The 16,223-nt window shown below is 57.0% G+C and carries 12 protein-coding genes; 7 read left to right on the top strand and 5 right to left on the bottom strand.

The window, feature by feature from the left end:
* Nucleotides 1-238 precede the first annotated feature (238 nt).
* The 3 genes from aceB to aceK all read left to right on the top strand — a co-directional run bounded on the left by aceB (nt 239) and on the right by aceK (nt 5,052).
* On the top strand, nt 239-1,840 hold the full coding sequence (aceB, locus tag MY052_RS22630) for a malate synthase A (protein ID WP_202216768.1): 1,602 nt from the start codon (nt 239-241) through the stop codon (nt 1,838-1,840).
* 31 nt (nt 1,841-1,871) lie between these two features.
* The gene (gene aceA, locus MY052_RS22625) at nt 1,872-3,176 is read left to right on the top strand and encodes an isocitrate lyase (RefSeq protein ID WP_035895222.1); all 1,305 of its coding nucleotides are present in this window, start codon (nt 1,872-1,874) and stop codon (nt 3,174-3,176) included.
* Nucleotides 3,177-3,267: 91 nt separating this feature from the next.
* Complete coding sequence (gene aceK / locus MY052_RS22620; protein WP_248537901.1) at nt 3,268-5,052, top strand: bifunctional isocitrate dehydrogenase kinase/phosphatase; 1,785 nt, start codon at nt 3,268-3,270, stop codon at nt 5,050-5,052.
* A 52-nt stretch (nt 5,053-5,104) separates the two neighbouring features.
* Here aceK and iclR read toward each other — a convergent pair whose 3' ends face one another.
* Nucleotides 5,105-5,929, bottom strand: coding sequence for a glyoxylate bypass operon transcriptional repressor IclR (gene iclR / locus MY052_RS22615; RefSeq protein ID WP_035895219.1), 825 nt, complete (start codon nt 5,927-5,929; stop codon nt 5,105-5,107).
* Between the two features lie 198 nt (nt 5,930-6,127).
* Here iclR and metH point away from each other — a divergent pair, with 198 nt between their 5' ends.
* Complete coding sequence (gene metH / locus MY052_RS22610; protein ID WP_248537900.1) at nt 6,128-9,811, top strand: methionine synthase; 3,684 nt, start codon at nt 6,128-6,130, stop codon at nt 9,809-9,811.
* Nucleotides 9,812-10,023: 212 nt separating this feature from the next.
* A complete protein-coding gene (locus tag MY052_RS22605) occupies nt 10,024-11,655 on the top strand; it encodes a Na/Pi cotransporter family protein (RefSeq protein ID WP_035895216.1) in 1,632 nt (543 codons plus the stop codon).
* Nucleotides 11,656-11,737: 82 nt separating this feature from the next.
* Here the strand turns inward: MY052_RS22605 and pepE are convergent, their stop codons facing one another.
* A complete protein-coding gene (pepE, locus tag MY052_RS22600) occupies nt 11,738-12,427 on the bottom strand; it encodes a dipeptidase PepE (RefSeq protein WP_123652257.1) in 690 nt (229 codons plus the stop codon).
* A gap of 197 nt (nt 12,428-12,624) precedes the next feature.
* Between pepE and MY052_RS22595 the strand changes: the two genes are divergently transcribed.
* Nucleotides 12,625-12,918: a type II toxin-antitoxin system CcdA family antitoxin gene (locus MY052_RS22595; protein ID WP_248537899.1), complete on the top strand. Its 294-nt coding sequence runs from the start codon at nt 12,625-12,627 to the stop codon at nt 12,916-12,918.
* Nucleotides 12,919-13,083: 165 nt separating this feature from the next.
* On the opposite strand, the gene MY052_RS22590 is transcribed toward MY052_RS22595, so the two are convergent.
* Both MY052_RS22590 and MY052_RS22585 read right to left on the bottom strand, forming a co-directional pair.
* Nucleotides 13,084-13,896 (bottom strand): shikimate 5-dehydrogenase, encoded by an 813-nt coding sequence (locus MY052_RS22590; RefSeq protein WP_123652226.1) that lies wholly within the window; start codon nt 13,894-13,896, stop codon nt 13,084-13,086.
* 21 nt (nt 13,897-13,917) lie between these two features.
* Nucleotides 13,918-14,841: a sugar-binding transcriptional regulator gene (locus tag MY052_RS22585; RefSeq protein WP_202216763.1), complete on the bottom strand. Its 924-nt coding sequence runs from the start codon at nt 14,839-14,841 to the stop codon at nt 13,918-13,920.
* Nucleotides 14,842-15,060: 219 nt separating this feature from the next.
* Here MY052_RS22585 and rluF point away from each other — a divergent pair, with 219 nt between their 5' ends.
* Nucleotides 15,061-15,933, top strand: coding sequence for a 23S rRNA pseudouridine(2604) synthase RluF (rluF, locus tag MY052_RS22580; RefSeq protein WP_035895209.1), 873 nt, complete (start codon nt 15,061-15,063; stop codon nt 15,931-15,933).
* Here rluF and MY052_RS22575 read toward each other — a convergent pair.
* The gene (locus MY052_RS22575) at nt 15,930-16,202 is read right to left on the bottom strand and encodes a YjbD family protein (protein ID WP_202216762.1); all 273 of its coding nucleotides are present in this window, start codon (nt 16,200-16,202) and stop codon (nt 15,930-15,932) included. The genes rluF and MY052_RS22575 overlap by 4 nt on opposite strands.
* Nucleotides 16,203-16,223 lie beyond the last annotated feature (21 nt).

Here is a 16,223-nt window from a genome sequence, read left to right as displayed (position 1 = left end):
CATTCTCAATCAGGCACCTTCGGGTGCCTTTTTTGTTTCCGAAAACACCTCCAGTAAAAATTATATTTTTATCTTATTACTAATCAATAAGTTGCATTTATTTTTAATTAAAAATGGAAATTGTTTTTGTTTTTTTAATTTTATTGATTAGGCTTAAAAACGTTGAGCGAAAACTACACAACGATCTTCTGCTCAGCTGGCGGGGAAACTATTCGGATCACTTACGAGGAGCTGCACCATGACACAACAGGCCACAACAACCGATGAACTGGCTTTTCTTAAGCCTTCTGGCGCGCAGGAACAGCAGGTTCTGACTGAGGATGCGGTGGAATTTCTGACCGAACTGGTGACCCGATTTACGCCTGAACGCAATAAGCTGCTGGCCGCACGTATTCAACAGCAGCAGGATATCGACGATGGCAAACTCCCTGGTTTTATTTCGGAAACTGCTTCCATTCGTAATGAAACCTGGAAGATTCGTGGTATTCCGGCTGATTTACAGGATCGCCGCGTAGAAATTACCGGGCCGGTTGAGCGCAAAATGGTCATTAACGCGATGAACGCGAACGTCAAAGTGTTCATGGCTGACTTTGAGGATTCCCTCGCACCGGACTGGAACAAGGTCATTGAAGGCCAGATCAACCTGCGCGATGCCGTTAACGGCACCATCAGCTACACCAACGACGCGGGAAAAATCTATCAGCTCAAGCCCGACCCTGCGGTGCTTATCTGCCGCGTACGCGGTCTGCACCTGCCGGAAAAGCACGTGACATGGCGCGGTGAAGCCATCCCGGGCAGCCTGTTTGATTTCGCGCTCTACTTTTTCCACAACTACAAAGCGTTGCTGGCCAAAGGCAGCGGCCCCTATTTCTATCTGCCGAAAACGCAGGCCTGGCAGGAAGCGGCCTGGTGGAACGAGGTATTCTGCTTTGCGGAAGACCGCTTCAACCTACCGCGCGGCACCATCAAAGCCACGCTGTTGATTGAAACGCTGCCGGCGGTTTTCCAGATGGACGAAATTTTGCACGCGCTGCGTGACCACATTGTTGGCCTGAACTGCGGCCGCTGGGATTACATCTTCAGCTATATCAAAACCCTGAAGAATCACCCAGACCGCGTACTGCCGGACCGTCAGGTAGTGACGATGGATAAACCGTTCCTCAGCGCCTACTCGCGCCTGCTGATTAAAACCTGCCACAAACGAGGTGCCTTCGCGATGGGCGGTATGGCGGCGTTTATCCCAAGCAAAGATGCCGAGCGTAACGCGCAGGTACTGAACAAGGTGAAAGCGGACAAATCGCTGGAAGCCAATAACGGCCACGACGGCACCTGGGTGGCGCACCCGGGTCTGGCGGATACCGCGATGGCGGTATTTAACGAGGTGTTGGGTGAGCGTCCTAACCAGTTAGCCGTTTCCCGCGCTGACGATGCGCCGATTACCGCGGAAGAGCTGCTGACACCATGCGACGGTGATCGCACGGAAGAGGGGATGCGCGCCAACATTCGCGTGGCGGTTCAGTACATCGAAGCCTGGATCTCCGGCAACGGCTGCGTACCGATTTATGGCCTGATGGAAGATGCGGCGACCGCCGAGATCTCCCGCACCTCCATTTGGCAGTGGATCCACCATCAGAAAACGCTCAGCAACGGCAAACCGGTGACCAAACCACTGTTCCGCCAGATGCTGGCCGAAGAGCTGCTGGTTATCAAAGATGAGCTGGGCGATGCGCGCTTCAGCGGCGGCCGTTTCGATGATGCCGCACGCCTGATGGAGCAGATCACCACCTCCGACGAACTTATCGACTTCTTGACCCTGCCTGGCTACCGCCTGCTGGCGTAATTCACCACATAACAATATGGAGCATCTGCACATGAAAACTCGTACCCAACAAATTGAAGATTTACAAAAAGAGTGGACGCAGCCTCGCTGGGAGGGCATTCGTCGCCCGTACAGCGCGGAAGAAGTGGTGAAACTGCGCGGGTCGGTCAACCCGGAATGTACGCTGGCTCAGCTCGGTGCCGCCAGAATGTGGCGTCTGCTGCATGGCGAATCGAAAAAGGGCTATGTGAACAGCCTTGGCGCGCTGACCGGCGGGCAGGCGCTGCAACAGGCGAAAGCGGGTATTGAAGCGGTGTACCTCTCCGGCTGGCAGGTGGCGGCGGACGCGAACCTGGCCTCCAGCATGTACCCGGATCAGTCGCTCTACCCGGCGAACTCCGTCCCGGCGGTGGTCGACAGAATCAACAACACCTTCCGCCGCGCCGATCAAATTCAGTGGGCGAACGGCATTGAGCCAAACGACCCACGCTATGTGGACTATTTCCTGCCGATCGTTGCCGACGCCGAAGCCGGCTTCGGCGGTGTACTGAACGCCTTCGAGCTGATGAAGTCGATGATTGCAGCCGGTGCAGCGGCGGTACACTTCGAAGATCAGCTGGCCTCAGTGAAGAAATGTGGCCACATGGGTGGCAAGGTGTTGGTACCGACTCAGGAAGCGATTCAGAAGCTGGTTGCCGCGCGTCTGGCGGCCGATGTGATGGGCGTACCAACCCTGCTGATCGCCCGTACCGATGCGGATGCGGCGGATCTCATCACTTCCGACTGCGACCCGTATGACAGCGACTTCATCACCGGCGAGCGCACCAGTGAAGGTTTCTATCGTACTCATGCGGGCATCGAACAAGCGATCAGCCGTGGCCTGGCGTACGCGCCGTACGCCGACCTGGTGTGGTGTGAAACCTCCACCCCGGATCTGGCGCTGGCGAAGCGCTTTGCCGACGCTATTCACGCGAAATACCCTGGCAAGCTGCTGGCCTACAATTGCTCGCCGTCGTTTAACTGGCAGAAAAAGCTGGATGATAAAACCATTGCCAGCTTCCAGCAGCAGCTGTCGGACATGGGCTACAAATACCAGTTCATTACCCTGGCGGGCATCCACAGCATGTGGTTCAACATGTTTGACCTGGCGCACTCCTACGCGCAGGGCGAAGGGATGAAGCACTACGTTGAGAAGGTTCAACAGGCTGAGTTCGCGGCGGCGAAAGATGGCTATACCTTCGTTTCCCACCAGCAGGAGGTCGGCACCGGCTACTTCGATAACGTCACCACCATTATCCAGGGCGGCGTATCGTCGGTGACCGCGCTGACGGGATCGACGGAAGAATCGCAGTTCTGATGAATGCCGGATGGCGCTTGCGCTTATCCGGCCTACCCGAAAATGTAGGCCGGATAAGGCGTGAGCCGCCATCCGGCAATGAGGGCGAAAGATGACGCGTGGCCTGGAACTCCTGATTGCCCAAACGATTCTGCAAGGCTTTGACGCCCAGTACGGGCGCTTTCTGGAAGTGACGTCTGGTGCACAGCAACGGTTTGAACAGGCCGACTGGCATGCGGTTCAGCAGGCAATGAAAAGCCGTATCCATCTGTACGACCACCACGTGGGGTTGGTGGTTGAACAGCTGCGCTGCATTACCGATGGTAAAAGTACCGATGCGGATTTTCTGCTGCGCGTCAAAGCGCAGTACACCCGCCTGCTGCCGGATTACCCGCGCTTCGAAATTGCCGAGAGTTTTTTTAATTCGGTCTATTGTCGACTCTTCGATCACCGCTCGCTAAGCCCCGAGCGGTTATTTATTTTCAGCTCGCAGCCGGAGCGTCGCTTTCGCGCGATTCCACGCCCGCAGGCAAAAGACTTCTTCCCGGATTCTGGCTGGGAAGCGGTGATTTTCAAAATGCTCAGCGACCTACCGCTGCGTCTGCCGTGGCAAAACAAATTCCGTGACGTTGGCTATATCATGGCGCACCTGAGCGAAACGCTGGGCGCTGAGACGCTGCATCGCGCGCATCTGCAAATCGCTAACGAACTGTTTTATCGTAATAAAGCCGCCTGGCTTATTGGTAAGCTCATCACGCCAGACGGCACGCTGCCGTTTTTAATCCCGATTCATCGCACCGATGAAGGGGAGCTTTTCGTCGATACCTGCCTGACCACCACCGAAGAGGCGAGCATCGTCTTTGGCTTCGCGCGTTCCTACTTTATGGTTTACGCCCCGCTGCCCGCTGCTCTGGTCGAGTGGCTGCGGGAGATCCTGCCGGGCAAAACCACCGCTGAACTGTATATGGCGATTGGCTGCCAGAAGCATGCGAAAACGGAAAGCTACCGTGAGTACCTGAACTACATCGCCAGCACCGACGAGCAGTTTATCGAAGCGCCGGGCATTCGCGGGATGGTGATGCTGGTGTTCACGCTTCCGGGATTCGACCGGGTATTTAAAGTCATCAAAGACCAATTCGCGCCGCAAAAAGAGATGTCTGCCGCCCACGTGCGCGCCTGCTACCAACTGGTAAAAGAGCACGACCGCGTTGGCCGTATGGCGGATACCCAGGAATTCGAAAACTTCGTTCTGGATAAGCAGCAGATTTCCCCCGCGCTAATGGCGCTCTTATTGCGAGAAGTACCGGAGAAAATCGTCGATATGGGCGATAAAATTGCTATCAGCCATCTCTACATCGAACGCCGAATGGTGCCGTTGAATATCTGGCTGGAGCGAGTGGACGGCCAGCCGCTGCGCGATGCGGTGGAGGAGTACGGTAACGCCATTCGCCAGCTTGCCGCCGCCAATATTTTCCCCGGCGATATGCTGTTTAAGAATTTCGGCGTCACCCGCCATGGCCGCGTGGTGTTCTACGACTACGATGAGATTTGCTATATGACGGAGGTAAACTTTCGCGATATTCCACCGCCGCGCTATCCGGAGGATGAACTCGCCAGCGAGCCCTGGTACAGCGTGTCGCCGGGGGATGTCTTCCCGGAAGAGTTCCGCCACTGGCTATGCGCCGACCCACGTATCGGGCCGCTGTTTGAAGAGATGCACGCCGACCTGCTCAGCGCCGACTACTGGCGCGGCCTGCAAACGCGTATTAAGAATGGGCATGTAGAAGACGTTTACGCCTACCGCCGCCGCCAGCGTTTCAGCGTGCGTTATGAACCCGACCGTAGGCCGGATAAGGCGCTTGCGCCGCCATCCGGCAATGCGCGCCGATCTGCCTGATGGCGCTACGCTTATCAGGCCTACCGAAAATGCCCCTATTGGGGCATTTTGTTTATTTAATGCCGCCGTACGCCAGTGTGACTTCTTTCGCCGCTTTAATCACCATTGCGCCAAACTCGGTGACCCGGTCGTCGGTAATGCGCGAAATCGGCCCGGAAATGGAGATGGCCGCAAACGGCTCGCGGTGTTCGTCGTAAATACACGATGCCACGCAGCGCAGGCCGAGCGCATGTTCTTCATCATCAAACGAATAGCCGCGCTTGCGCGTCTGGGCGAGGTCATCTTTCAGATGTACCGGCGACACCAGCGTCGCGTGAGTGTAAGCGTGCAGCCCCTTGCGGTGCAGCAGGCTGGTGACTTCCTCTTCGCTCAGTTGGGATAAGAACGCTTTGCCCGCGCCGGAGGCGTGCATTGGCAGCTTGCCGCCAATCGGAGCGGACATGCGCATCAGCTGCGTACACTGTACCTGATCGATAATAATCGCCTGGTGATCGCTCTTATCGAGTACCGCCAGATTCACCGTCTCGCCGGAGTCTTCCATCAGCTTGCGCAGAATCGGGTGGACGATCGCCAGCAAATTACGGCTTTGCAGGAAACTGCTGCCGACGATAAAGGCGTGTGCGCCCACGGACCAATGCCCCAGCTCACCTACCTGACGCACAAATCCCAACTGCTGCATGGTGGTCAGCAAGCGGTGGGTGGTGGAGTTCGGTAGCCCAGCCTGCTGTGCGAGTTCGGTCAGCGCGACGCTGCTATGGGATTCGGCAATCCACTCCAGCAGCTTCAGGCCGCGGGTCAGTGATTGCACCTGGCCGGTTGCCGGGGCAGCGGCAGGGGCGGGTTTTCTACCGCGTTTCGCAGGAACGTTGGCAACCATCGCAACTCCTTTCTGTATCGTGGAAATTGTTTTCGTTTTTATTGATTATAATACAACCGTTCGTATTACTGCTCCGATGAGTCATGTTGAACATGTCTCAAGTAGCAAGTTGTTTCCTTTTCCACCCCCACAGTTTATGCCAGTATGCTTTATTGCTTTTTTATCTCTGGGTTTCGTTGAGCGGTGTCGGGAGTGCTTGTGAGCAGCAAAGTGGAGCAACTGCGTGCGCAGTTAAATGAACGTATTCTGGTTCTGGACGGTGGCATGGGCACCATGATCCAGGGCTATCGTCTGAGCGAGCAGGACTTCCGCGGCGAACGCTTCGCCGACTGGCCGTGCGACTTGAAGGGCAACAACGACCTGCTGGTGCTCAGCAAGCCGGAGGTCATCAGCGCTATCCATAACGCCTACTTTGAAGCGGGCGCGGATATCATTGAAACCAATACCTTTAACTCCACGACTATCGCTATGGCGGATTACCAGATGGAATCCCTGTCGGCGGAGATTAACTTTGCTGCGGCGAAACTGGCACGCGCCTGCGCCGACGAATGGACGGCGCGCACGCCGAATAAACCGCGCTATGTCGCGGGCGTGCTTGGCCCAACCAACCGCACCGCCTCTATCTCACCGGATGTCAACGACCCGGCTTACCGTAACGTGACTTTCGATCAGCTGGTGGCGGCCTATCGTGAATCCACCAAAGCGCTGGTGGAGGGCGGTAGCGACCTGATTCTGATTGAAACGGTCTTCGATACCCTGAACGCCAAAGCGGCAATCTTTGCGGTGAAAGAAGAGTTTGAAGCGCTGGGCGTTGACCTGCCGATCATGATTTCCGGCACCATCACCGACGCCTCCGGGCGTACGCTCTCCGGCCAGACGACCGAAGCGTTCTACAACTCCCTGCGCCACGCCGACGCTCTGACCTTCGGCCTGAACTGCGCCCTCGGCCCGGACGAACTGCGCCAGTACGTCCAGGAACTGTCGCGCATTGCCGAATGCTACGTGACTGCGCACCCGAACGCCGGTCTGCCGAACGCTTTCGGCGAGTACGACCTTGATGCCGACACCATGGCGGCCCAGATTCAGGAATGGGCGCAGGCGGGCTTCCTCAACGTGGTCGGCGGCTGCTGCGGCACCACGCCGGAACACATTGCGGCGATGAGCCGCGCGGTTGAAGGCTTGCCGCCGCGCAAGCTGCCGGATCTGCCAGTGGCGTGCCGTTTGTCCGGTCTTGAGCCGCTGAACATCGGCGACGACAGCCTGTTTGTGAACGTCGGTGAACGTACCAACGTCACCGGCTCGGCGAAGTTTAAGCGCCTGATCAAAGAAGAAAAATACAACGAAGCGCTGGACGTGGCCCGCCAGCAGGTGGAAAGCGGCGCACAGATCATCGACATCAACATGGATGAGGGGATGCTCGACGCCGAAGCGGCGATGGTGCGTTTCCTCAACCTGATTGCCGGTGAGCCGGATATCGCCCGCGTGCCGATTATGATCGACTCCTCCAAATGGGACGTCATCGAAAAAGGGCTGAAGTGCATTCAGGGCAAAGGCATCGTCAACTCCATCTCGATGAAAGAGGGCGTTGAACCGTTTATCGAACACGCGAAAAAAGTGCGTCGTTACGGTGCGGCAATGGTGGTTATGGCCTTTGATGAAGTGGGCCAGGCCGACACCCGCGAGCGCAAAATTGAGATTTGCCGCCGCGCCTACAACATTCTGACCAAAGAGGTGGGCTTCCCGCCGGAAGACATCATCTTTGACCCGAACATCTTCGCCGTAGCTACCGGTATTGAAGAACACAACAACTACGCGCAGGACTTTATCGGCGCCTGCGAAGACATCAAACGCGAGCTCCCGCATGCGCTGATCTCCGGCGGTGTGTCCAACGTATCGTTCTCATTCCGCGGTAACGACCCGGTGCGTGAAGCCATTCACGCGGTGTTCCTCTACTACGCCATCCGTAACGGCATGGACATGGGGATCGTCAACGCCGGTCAGTTGGCGATTTACGACGACCTGCCGGCCGAGCTGCGCGACGCTGTTGAAGATGTGATCCTCAACCGTCGCGACGACGGCACCGAGCGTTTGCTGGAGCTGGCCGAAAAATATCGCGGCAGCAAAACCGACGAGACCGCCAACGCTCAACAGGCGGAATGGCGCAGTTGGGACGTGAGAAAGCGTCTCGAATACTCGCTGGTAAAAGGCATTACCGAATTTATCGAGCTCGACACTGAAGAAGCCCGCCAGCAGGCTGCGCGCCCGATTGAGGTGATTGAAGGGCCGCTGATGGACGGCATGAACGTGGTCGGTGACCTGTTCGGTGAGGGCAAAATGTTCCTGCCGCAGGTGGTGAAATCCGCCCGCGTGATGAAACAGGCGGTGGCCTACCTTGAACCGTACATCGAAGCCAGCAAAGAGAAAGGCTCCAGCAACGGCAAGATGGTTATCGCGACCGTGAAGGGCGACGTGCACGACATCGGCAAAAACATCGTCGGCGTGGTGCTGCAGTGTAATAACTACGAAATCATCGACCTCGGCGTGATGGTCCCGGCGGACAAAATCCTCAAAACCGCCAAAGAGGTGAATGCGGACCTGATTGGCCTCTCTGGCCTGATTACCCCGTCGCTGGATGAAATGGTTAACGTGGCAAAAGAGATGGAGCGTCAGGGCTTTACCATTCCGCTGCTGATTGGCGGCGCGACCACCTCCAAAGCGCACACCGCGGTGAAAATTGAGCAGAACTACAGCGGCCCAACGGTCTATGTGCAGAACGCCTCGCGCACCGTGGGCGTGGTGGCTTCGCTGCTCTCCGATACGCAGCACGATGACTTTGTCGCTCGTACGCGTAAAGAGTACGAAACCGTGCGTATTCAGCACGGGCGTAAAAAACCACGCACCCCGCCGGTAACGCTGGCCGCCGCGCGCGAAAACGATCTGGCGTTCGACTGGGAAAACTACACCCCGCCGGTGGCGCATCGTCTGGGGGTACAGGAAGTGGAAGCCAGTATCGAAACGCTGCGTAACTACATCGACTGGACACCGTTTTTTATGACCTGGTCGTTGGCCGGGAAGTACCCGCGCATTCTCGAAGATGAGGTGGTGGGCGAAGAGGCGAAGCGCCTGTTCAAAGATGCCAACGACATGCTGGATCAACTGAGCGCGGAAAAATCCCTCAATCCTCGCGGCGTCGTCGGGCTGTTCCCGGCCAACCGCGTGGGCGACGATGTGGAAATTTATCGCGACGAAACGCGCACCCACGTGCTGACCGTCAGCCGCCATCTGCGCCAGCAGACCGAGAAAGTCGGCTTTGCGAACTACTGCCTGTCTGACTTTGTGGCGCCGAAAACCTCCGGCAAAGCGGACTACATTGGGGCCTTCGCGGTAACCGGTGGTCTGGAAGAAGACGCATTGGCCGATGCGTATGAAGCGCAGCACGACGATTACAACAAGATCATGGTGAAGGCGATTGCCGACCGTCTGGCGGAAGCCTTTGCCGAGTATCTGCACGAGCGCGTGCGTAAGGTTTACTGGGGCTACGCACCGAATGAAAACCTGAGCAACGAAGAGCTTATCCGCGAAAACTACCAGGGGATTCGCCCGGCTCCTGGCTACCCGGCCTGCCCGGAACACACCGAGAAGGGCACCATCTGGGAACTGCTGGACGTGGAAACCCACACCGGTATGAAGCTGACCGAATCCTTCGCCATGTGGCCAGGCGCGTCGGTTTCCGGCTGGTACTTCAGCCACCCGGACAGCAAGTACTACGCGGTGGCGCAGATTCAGCGCGACCAGGTTGAGGATTACGCCTTCCGTAAAGGGATGAGCGTGGCTGAAGTGGAGCGTTGGCTGGCGCCGAACCTCGGCTACGATGCCGACTAATTCACAAAACCGTCATCTTTCCTTACAACTAACAGGGCGCTCAATGAGCGCCCTGTCTCTTTATTGTGCGTAAACCCTTATACTGAAAGAAGGCTCACGCGCGCTGCACACCTTATTCGGCCAGCATAGGGATGATTTGTAGGCCTGATAAGCGCAGCGCCATCAGGCATATGAGCCTCAGGAACCCATAACAATAAGGAGAAAATGATTCCGTGTTAACTCTGCTGCACCTGCTTTCCGCCGTCTCGCTGTTGGTGTGGGGCACCCATATCGTGCGTACGGGCGTAATGCGCGTCTTCGGCGCACGCCTGCGTACCGTGCTCAGCCGCAGCGTCGAGAAAAAACCGCTCGCCTTCTGCGCAGGTATCGGCGTTACCGCGCTGGTCCAGAGCAGCAACGCCACCACCATGCTGGTGACTTCCTTTGTCGCGCAGGATCTGGTTGCCCTGACGCCTGCGCTGGTGATTGTGCTGGGGGCTGATGTCGGGACCGCGCTGATGGCGCGTATTCTGACCTTCGACCTGTCATGGCTGTCGCCGCTGCTGATATTTATCGGCGTGGCCTTTTTCCTTGGCCGCAAGCAGACCCGCGAAGGGCAGCTTGGACGCGTCGGGATTGGTCTTGGGCTTATCCTGCTGGCGCTGGAGCTGATTGTTCAGGCGGTCAGGCCGATTACCGAAGCCAACGGCGTACAGGTGATATTTGCCTCGCTGACCGGCGATATCCTGCTGGATGCTCTTATTGGTGCGGTATTCGCTATCATCAGTTACTCCAGCCTGGCGGCGGTGCTGCTGACTGCCACGCTGACCACCGCAGGGATTATCTCTTTCCCGGTAGCGCTGTGCCTGGTGATTGGCGCTAACCTGGGCTCTGGCCTGCTGGCGATGCTCAACAACAGCGCCGCGAATGCCGCTGCCCGCCGCGTGGCGCTGGGTAGCCTGCTGTTTAAGCTGGTGGGCAGCCTGATTATCCTACCGTTCGTCCATATTCTGGCTGAGGTGATGCACAAGCTGCCGCTGCCGGAGTCCGAGCTGGTTATCTACTTCCACGTCTTCTACAACCTGATTCGTTGCCTGGCGATGGTGCCGTTCGCCGAGCCGATGGCGCGTCTCTGTAAGCGCCTGATTCGCGACGAGCCGGAGCTGGACGCTAACCTCAAGCCGAAGCACCTGGACGTGACCGCGCTGGATACCCCAACGCTGGCGTTGGCCAATGCCGCCCGCGAAACCTTGCGCATCGGTGATGCCACCGAGCAGATGCTGGACGGGCTAAAGAAGGTGATGCACGGCGAGCCGCGTGAAGAGAAAAACCTGCGCAAGCAGGCGGATGACATTAACGTGCTCTACACCGCTATCAAACTCTATCTGGCGCGAATGCCGAAAGATGAGCTGGCGGAAGAGGAGTCCCGCCGCTGGGCGGAGATTATCGAAATGTCGCTCAACCTCGAGCAGGCTTCGGACATCATCGAGCGCATGGGCAGCGAGATTGCCGACAAATCGCTGGCCGCACGCCGTGCCTTCTCGGTTGAGGGGTTAAAAGAGCTGGAGGCACTGTATGAGCTGCTGCTAAGTAACCTGCAACTGGCGATGTCGGTCTTCTTCGCCGGTGACGTCACCAGCGCCCGCCGCCTGCGTCGCAGCAAGCACCGTTTCCGTATTCTGAACCGCCGCTATGCGCACGCGCACGTCGACCGTCTGCACCAGCAGAACGTGCAGAGTATCGAAACCAGTACTCTGCACCTGGCGCTGCTCGGCGATATGCTGCGTCTGAACTCGCTGTTCTGCTCCGTTGCCTATAGCGTGCTGGAGCAGCCGGATGAAGACGACGATCGCGACGATTACTAGCGTAAACCCGGCGTCGCTGCGCTTATCAGGCCAACGGTTTGTAGCCCGGGCGAGGCGTTTACGCCGACCCCGGGTTTATGGCTTAGAAGCGATGCCCTTCCTCCAGCGCCACCGCTTCTTCGCCTGCTCTGAACACATAGGTGGTACGCGGCCCGCCAAGGGTTGCCTCACCATTAGCCACCTGAATCCAGTTACCTTCCGGCAGACCAATCACCGTTAATTCCGGTGCTACGACCAGCAGTTCGCGAATACGCTGCTCACGGGTTTCGCCTTTATGGCCTTCCGGCAGCGCGTTAGTGAAGTGTGGGTTAATCTGCAGCGGGAACAGCCCCAGCGCATCAAAGCCTTTCGGGTCGACAATCGGCATATCGTTGGTGGTGCGAATGGTCTGGCAGGCGAGGTTTGCGCCCGCGCTCCAGCCTACGTACAGCGCGCCGCGCTTCACCACGTCGACAATCGGTGCCAGCAACCCGCGCTCGCGACTCTCTTTCAGCAGTTGGAAGGTGTTGCCACCGCCGACGATAATCAGCTCGGCGTTTTCAATCGCGGAGATAGGGTCTGCCACGCTATGGATACCGGTGACAGTGACGCCCAGCGGTGCCAGAACGGCGGCAGTTTTTGCCGTGTACTCGTCCCAGGTCTGCGTGACGCCCGCAAACGGCAGAAACACCGCGCGACGGCGGCCGTTCAGTTGGCCGGCAATCAGCGGCAGCGCGTGTTCCAGCCAGGCTTTACCCGGCAGCGTCGAGTTACTCAGCAGAAGTAAGTCCATCATTTCTCCTATTAATCAGAAAATTATCGAGCAGGGCGGCATGTTACCACCCTGCGTCGGGTTGCTTACTGATGTAGTTCACGATGTTGCAGTCGATAGTCTGGAAGAAGGCTCGCAGGAACGATAAGTGTGGCATGACAGATGGTGTTGCGGTGTTTATTTTCTACCCAGGATGCTAACCGTGTAAGGAATAGAAAATGCTCGCTTATTACGCTAATCTTAGACAAATTATGCGCATTGCTATGGGGGTTATTATGCGCACGTCATCTGGTGTGAAAAAATCCGTCAACGTCTCTCTGGCACCTGAAATTCTGGAGGAGGCGCGTAAGCTGAAAATCAATTTGTCCGCAGTATTAACGGAAGCCTTGCAGGAAAAGTTTCGCGAAAGTCATCGAGAAGCATGGCTACGGGAGAATAAAAAAGCGATTGAGTCCGTTAACCAATGGGTGGATGAACATGGCTCGTTCAGCGACTTTCAAAGGCCATTCTGATGGATCAGTACTGCGCCTATGAAAATCAGGGAAAAGGGAAACAGGCCTATCCCTTTTTAATCAATCTGCAGCACCCCGTCGCGAACGCGTTGCGCTACGAAATGCGGTAGATTTTATCCTCAGCGGTTATTAGCGCGCCGTTAAGACGCGCGAAAAAGGGAGCGCTTACCCCGCTCTGGCAAACGCCGCTGCCTCAGCAACCAGCGCGTCGTCCGGCCGCACGCCGGTGTACATAACAAACTGCTCCACCGCCTGCAGGGCAATCACTTCGGCGCCGCTGATAGTCTTTTTCCCCAAACGTTGAGCGAGCTGAATCACCGGTGTTTCCGGCGGTAGGGCCACGACGTCGAAGACCACGCTGGCGCGTGCCACCATCGTTTCGTTAAAGGCGAGTTGCTCGCTCTCTTTGCCGCCCGCCATGCCGATAGGCGTGACGTTGACCAGAATATCAATATCGTCAGCTTCCGGCTGCGCCTGCCACTGGAATCCGTACTGTTTTGCCAGCGCGGTGCCGTTGGCTTCATTGCGAGCGGCGATAATGACGTCGCTAAAGCCCGCGTCGCGGAAGGCGGCAATGACGGCTTTCCCCATCCCGCCGCTGCCCTGAATCATCACGCGGGCAGAGGTATCGAGCTGGTGGCTGGCAATCAGGCTTTTTACCGCGATGTAGTCGGTGTTAAACCCGGTCAGGTGACCGTTGTCATTAACGATGGTGTTGACGGAGTCGATGACCCTGGCTGACGGATCGATAGCATCCAGAAACGTCATGCAGCTCTCTTTAAACGGCATCGATACTGCACAGCCGCGGATGCCTAGCGCGCGAACGCCTTTCACCGCCGCCTCAATATCCTGCGTAGTAAAGGCTTTATAGATAAAATTCAGCCCCAGTTTTTCATACAGATAGTTATGAAAGCGCGTGCCAAAGTTGCCGGGGCGGCCGGCAAGCGACATGCACAGCTGGGTATCACGGTTAATCATGGTCATGTCCTCGTCAAAGTCTTACTGCACTAAATATTCTGCGGTGGCACGGTCGGTGACCAGCGCGTTGATATGCTGCCCGCGCAGCGCGCCAAGGAGGGCGGCGTACTTCTCTTCACCGCTCGCCAGACCGATGACATAGCGGGCCTGCTTTAAGGTCTTGAGCTCAATGGAAAGCGTTTTGTCCTGCATTGCGGTGGCAACGGGCATGCCGTTATCGGCAAAAAAGCGCGAGCAGATATCTCCAGCCACCTGAAGCGCCTCCAGCTCATCGCTCTGCGCATTGCCGTAAAACGCCTGCCAGTTGGCGGCATGGCGAATGGCGGGTGAACCAATGCCCACCACGGCGATGTCCAGCCGCTGCCAGTATTCGGCCAGCGTCTGAAAATGAGGAGATTGCATGATGCCCTGGCGAATCAGCGGGTTATCCAGCAGGGCCGGAAAATCAGCGAGATACGACTCGCCTTTGAGCCGCGTGGCGGCGCTGTAGGTCAGGGTATTGACGTGATAGCGGCTCGGAAGCTTACCCGACGGCCCGCCAACGATAGGCACGCACACCAGCGGGCGAGGCTGGCTGGACTGCGGCAATGCTTCGACCAGCGCGCTGACCGCACGCCCCCAGCCGAACCCAATGACGGCGTTCGGCGACAGCAGACGTTCAAACAGCTGCGCGCCATAGGCTCCCGCCTCGCTCTCCTGCGGTGCGACAACGGCCTCTTTCAGGCCAAATTTCTGTTTCAGTCGTTCTTCCAGCCACAGACTATCGTTGTAGTCATAGTTGATAGCGATGGTCACCACGCCAAGCTCACGCCCGCGTTTGAGCAGGCGGCTAATGGTGGTGCGGTAAATCCCCAGTTCGTGGGCGATTTGCGCCTGCGTCATCTCCTGCTCGTAGTAAAGCTGGGCAATTTTCACGATCAGGCGGATATCGTCGCTATTTTCCATCGAAGTGGCTGGCTCCTGCACATATGTGCAAAACGTAAAAACGGGTTCTCGATCTGGTATAGCGCCGTCACGTCGGGAGTTCAAGCGTATTTGCGGAAAAGCTGTCAGCCGAGGGGGCGCACTTATGTGCAAAATCGATGTGATGAAAACAATGATTTGTCGCGGACTATTTTTTCTCACCCGGAAGGTAGGGTATATTTCGCTTTTACAGGAGAATTTATGCTGCCAGACTCATCCACCCGATTAAATAAATACATCAGCGAAAGCGGCATCTGCTCGCGTCGCGAAGCGGATCGCTTTATCGAACAAGGCAACGTCTTTATCAACGGCAAGCGCGCGACGATTGGCGATCAGGTTGTGCCGGGCGACGTTGTGAAGGTCAATGGTCGATTGATTGAGCCGCGGGAAGCGGATGATCTGGTGCTGATTGCGCTGAACAAACCCGTCGGTATCGTCAGTACCACCGAAGACGGCGAGCGCGACAACATTGTGGATTTCGTTAACCACAGCAAGCGTATCTTCCCGATTGGCCGTCTGGATAAAGACTCCCAGGGGCTGATTTTCCTCACCAACCACGGCGACCTGGTGAACAAGATCCTGCGTGCCGGCAACGACCACGAGAAAGAGTATCTGGTCACCGTCGATAAGCCGGTCACCGATGAATTTATTCGTGGAATGGGTGCGGGCGTACCGATTCTGGGTACGGTGACGAAGAAGTGTAAGGTGAAGAAAGAGGCGCCGTTCGTCTTCCGTATTACCCTGGTGCAGGGCTTAAACCGTCAGATTCGCCGCATGTGCGAGCACTTTGGTTTCGAAGTCACCAAGCTTGAGCGTACGCGCATTATGAACGTCAGCCTGACGGGTATTCCGCTGGGTGAGTGGCGCGACCTGACCGACGACGAGCTGGTGGATTTGTTCAAGCTGATTGAAAACTCTTCCTCCGAAGCGAAACCGAAGGTGAAGGCCAAGCCGAAAACCACCGGTATCAAGCGCCCGGTCGTGAAGATGGAAAAAACCAGCGAGAAACCAGCACGCCCGGCGGGTAACGGTAAACGCTTCACCGCGCCGGGACGTAAAAAGAAAGGCCGTTAACGCCTGCCGCGCGTCGGCGTACTCGCCGACCATGAAAACGAACTCTCGGTATCCGGTTTATAAGCCTGCTGTTTTTTTACCTGGCGGGCTTTCTTCGCTTCGGCTTCGCGCTGAACCATCAGCTTATCGATGTACTCCTTTTTCACGCTATTGGTTTCCGCGTTGGTCAGCGGACGGCCATGCGCAATGCGCGCGCGGTCGAGCAGGGTTTTCAGTTCACGCTGCTCGCGCTCGGTCATCTCTTTTTGCGTAATGCGGGGGAGTGCCATAAGGGTTGCCCTCAATCGGAT

The organism is Kluyvera ascorbata, assembly GCF_023195735.1.
Classification (GTDB): Bacteria; Pseudomonadota; Gammaproteobacteria; order Enterobacterales; family Enterobacteriaceae; genus Kluyvera; species Kluyvera ascorbata.
This window is presented reverse-complemented; position numbering and strand designations above follow the sequence as displayed.

Excerpts from the sequence above, each read along its gene's own strand:
- aceB (WP_202216768.1), top strand. The coding sequence starts at position 239 with ATGACACAACAGGCCACAACAACCGATGAACTGGCTTTTCTTAAGCCT.
- aceA (WP_035895222.1), top strand. The coding sequence starts at position 1,872 with ATGAAAACTCGTACCCAACAAATTGAAGATTTACAAAAAGAGTGGACG.
- aceK (WP_248537901.1), top strand. The coding sequence starts at position 3,268 with ATGACGCGTGGCCTGGAACTCCTGATTGCCCAAACGATTCTGCAAGGC.
- iclR (WP_035895219.1), bottom strand. The coding sequence starts at position 5,929 with ATGGTTGCCAACGTTCCTGCGAAACGCGGTAGAAAACCCGCCCCTGCC.
- pepE (WP_123652257.1), bottom strand. The coding sequence starts at position 12,427 with ATGGACTTACTTCTGCTGAGTAACTCGACGCTGCCGGGTAAAGCCTGG.
- MY052_RS22595 (WP_248537899.1), top strand. The coding sequence starts at position 12,625 with ATGCTCGCTTATTACGCTAATCTTAGACAAATTATGCGCATTGCTATG.
- MY052_RS22590 (WP_123652226.1), bottom strand. The coding sequence starts at position 13,896 with ATGATTAACCGTGATACCCAGCTGTGCATGTCGCTTGCCGGCCGCCCC.
- MY052_RS22585 (WP_202216763.1), bottom strand. The coding sequence starts at position 14,841 with ATGGAAAATAGCGACGATATCCGCCTGATCGTGAAAATTGCCCAGCTT.
- rluF (WP_035895209.1), top strand. The coding sequence starts at position 15,061 with ATGCTGCCAGACTCATCCACCCGATTAAATAAATACATCAGCGAAAGC.
- MY052_RS22575 (WP_202216762.1), bottom strand. The coding sequence starts at position 16,202 with ATGGCACTCCCCCGCATTACGCAAAAAGAGATGACCGAGCGCGAGCAG.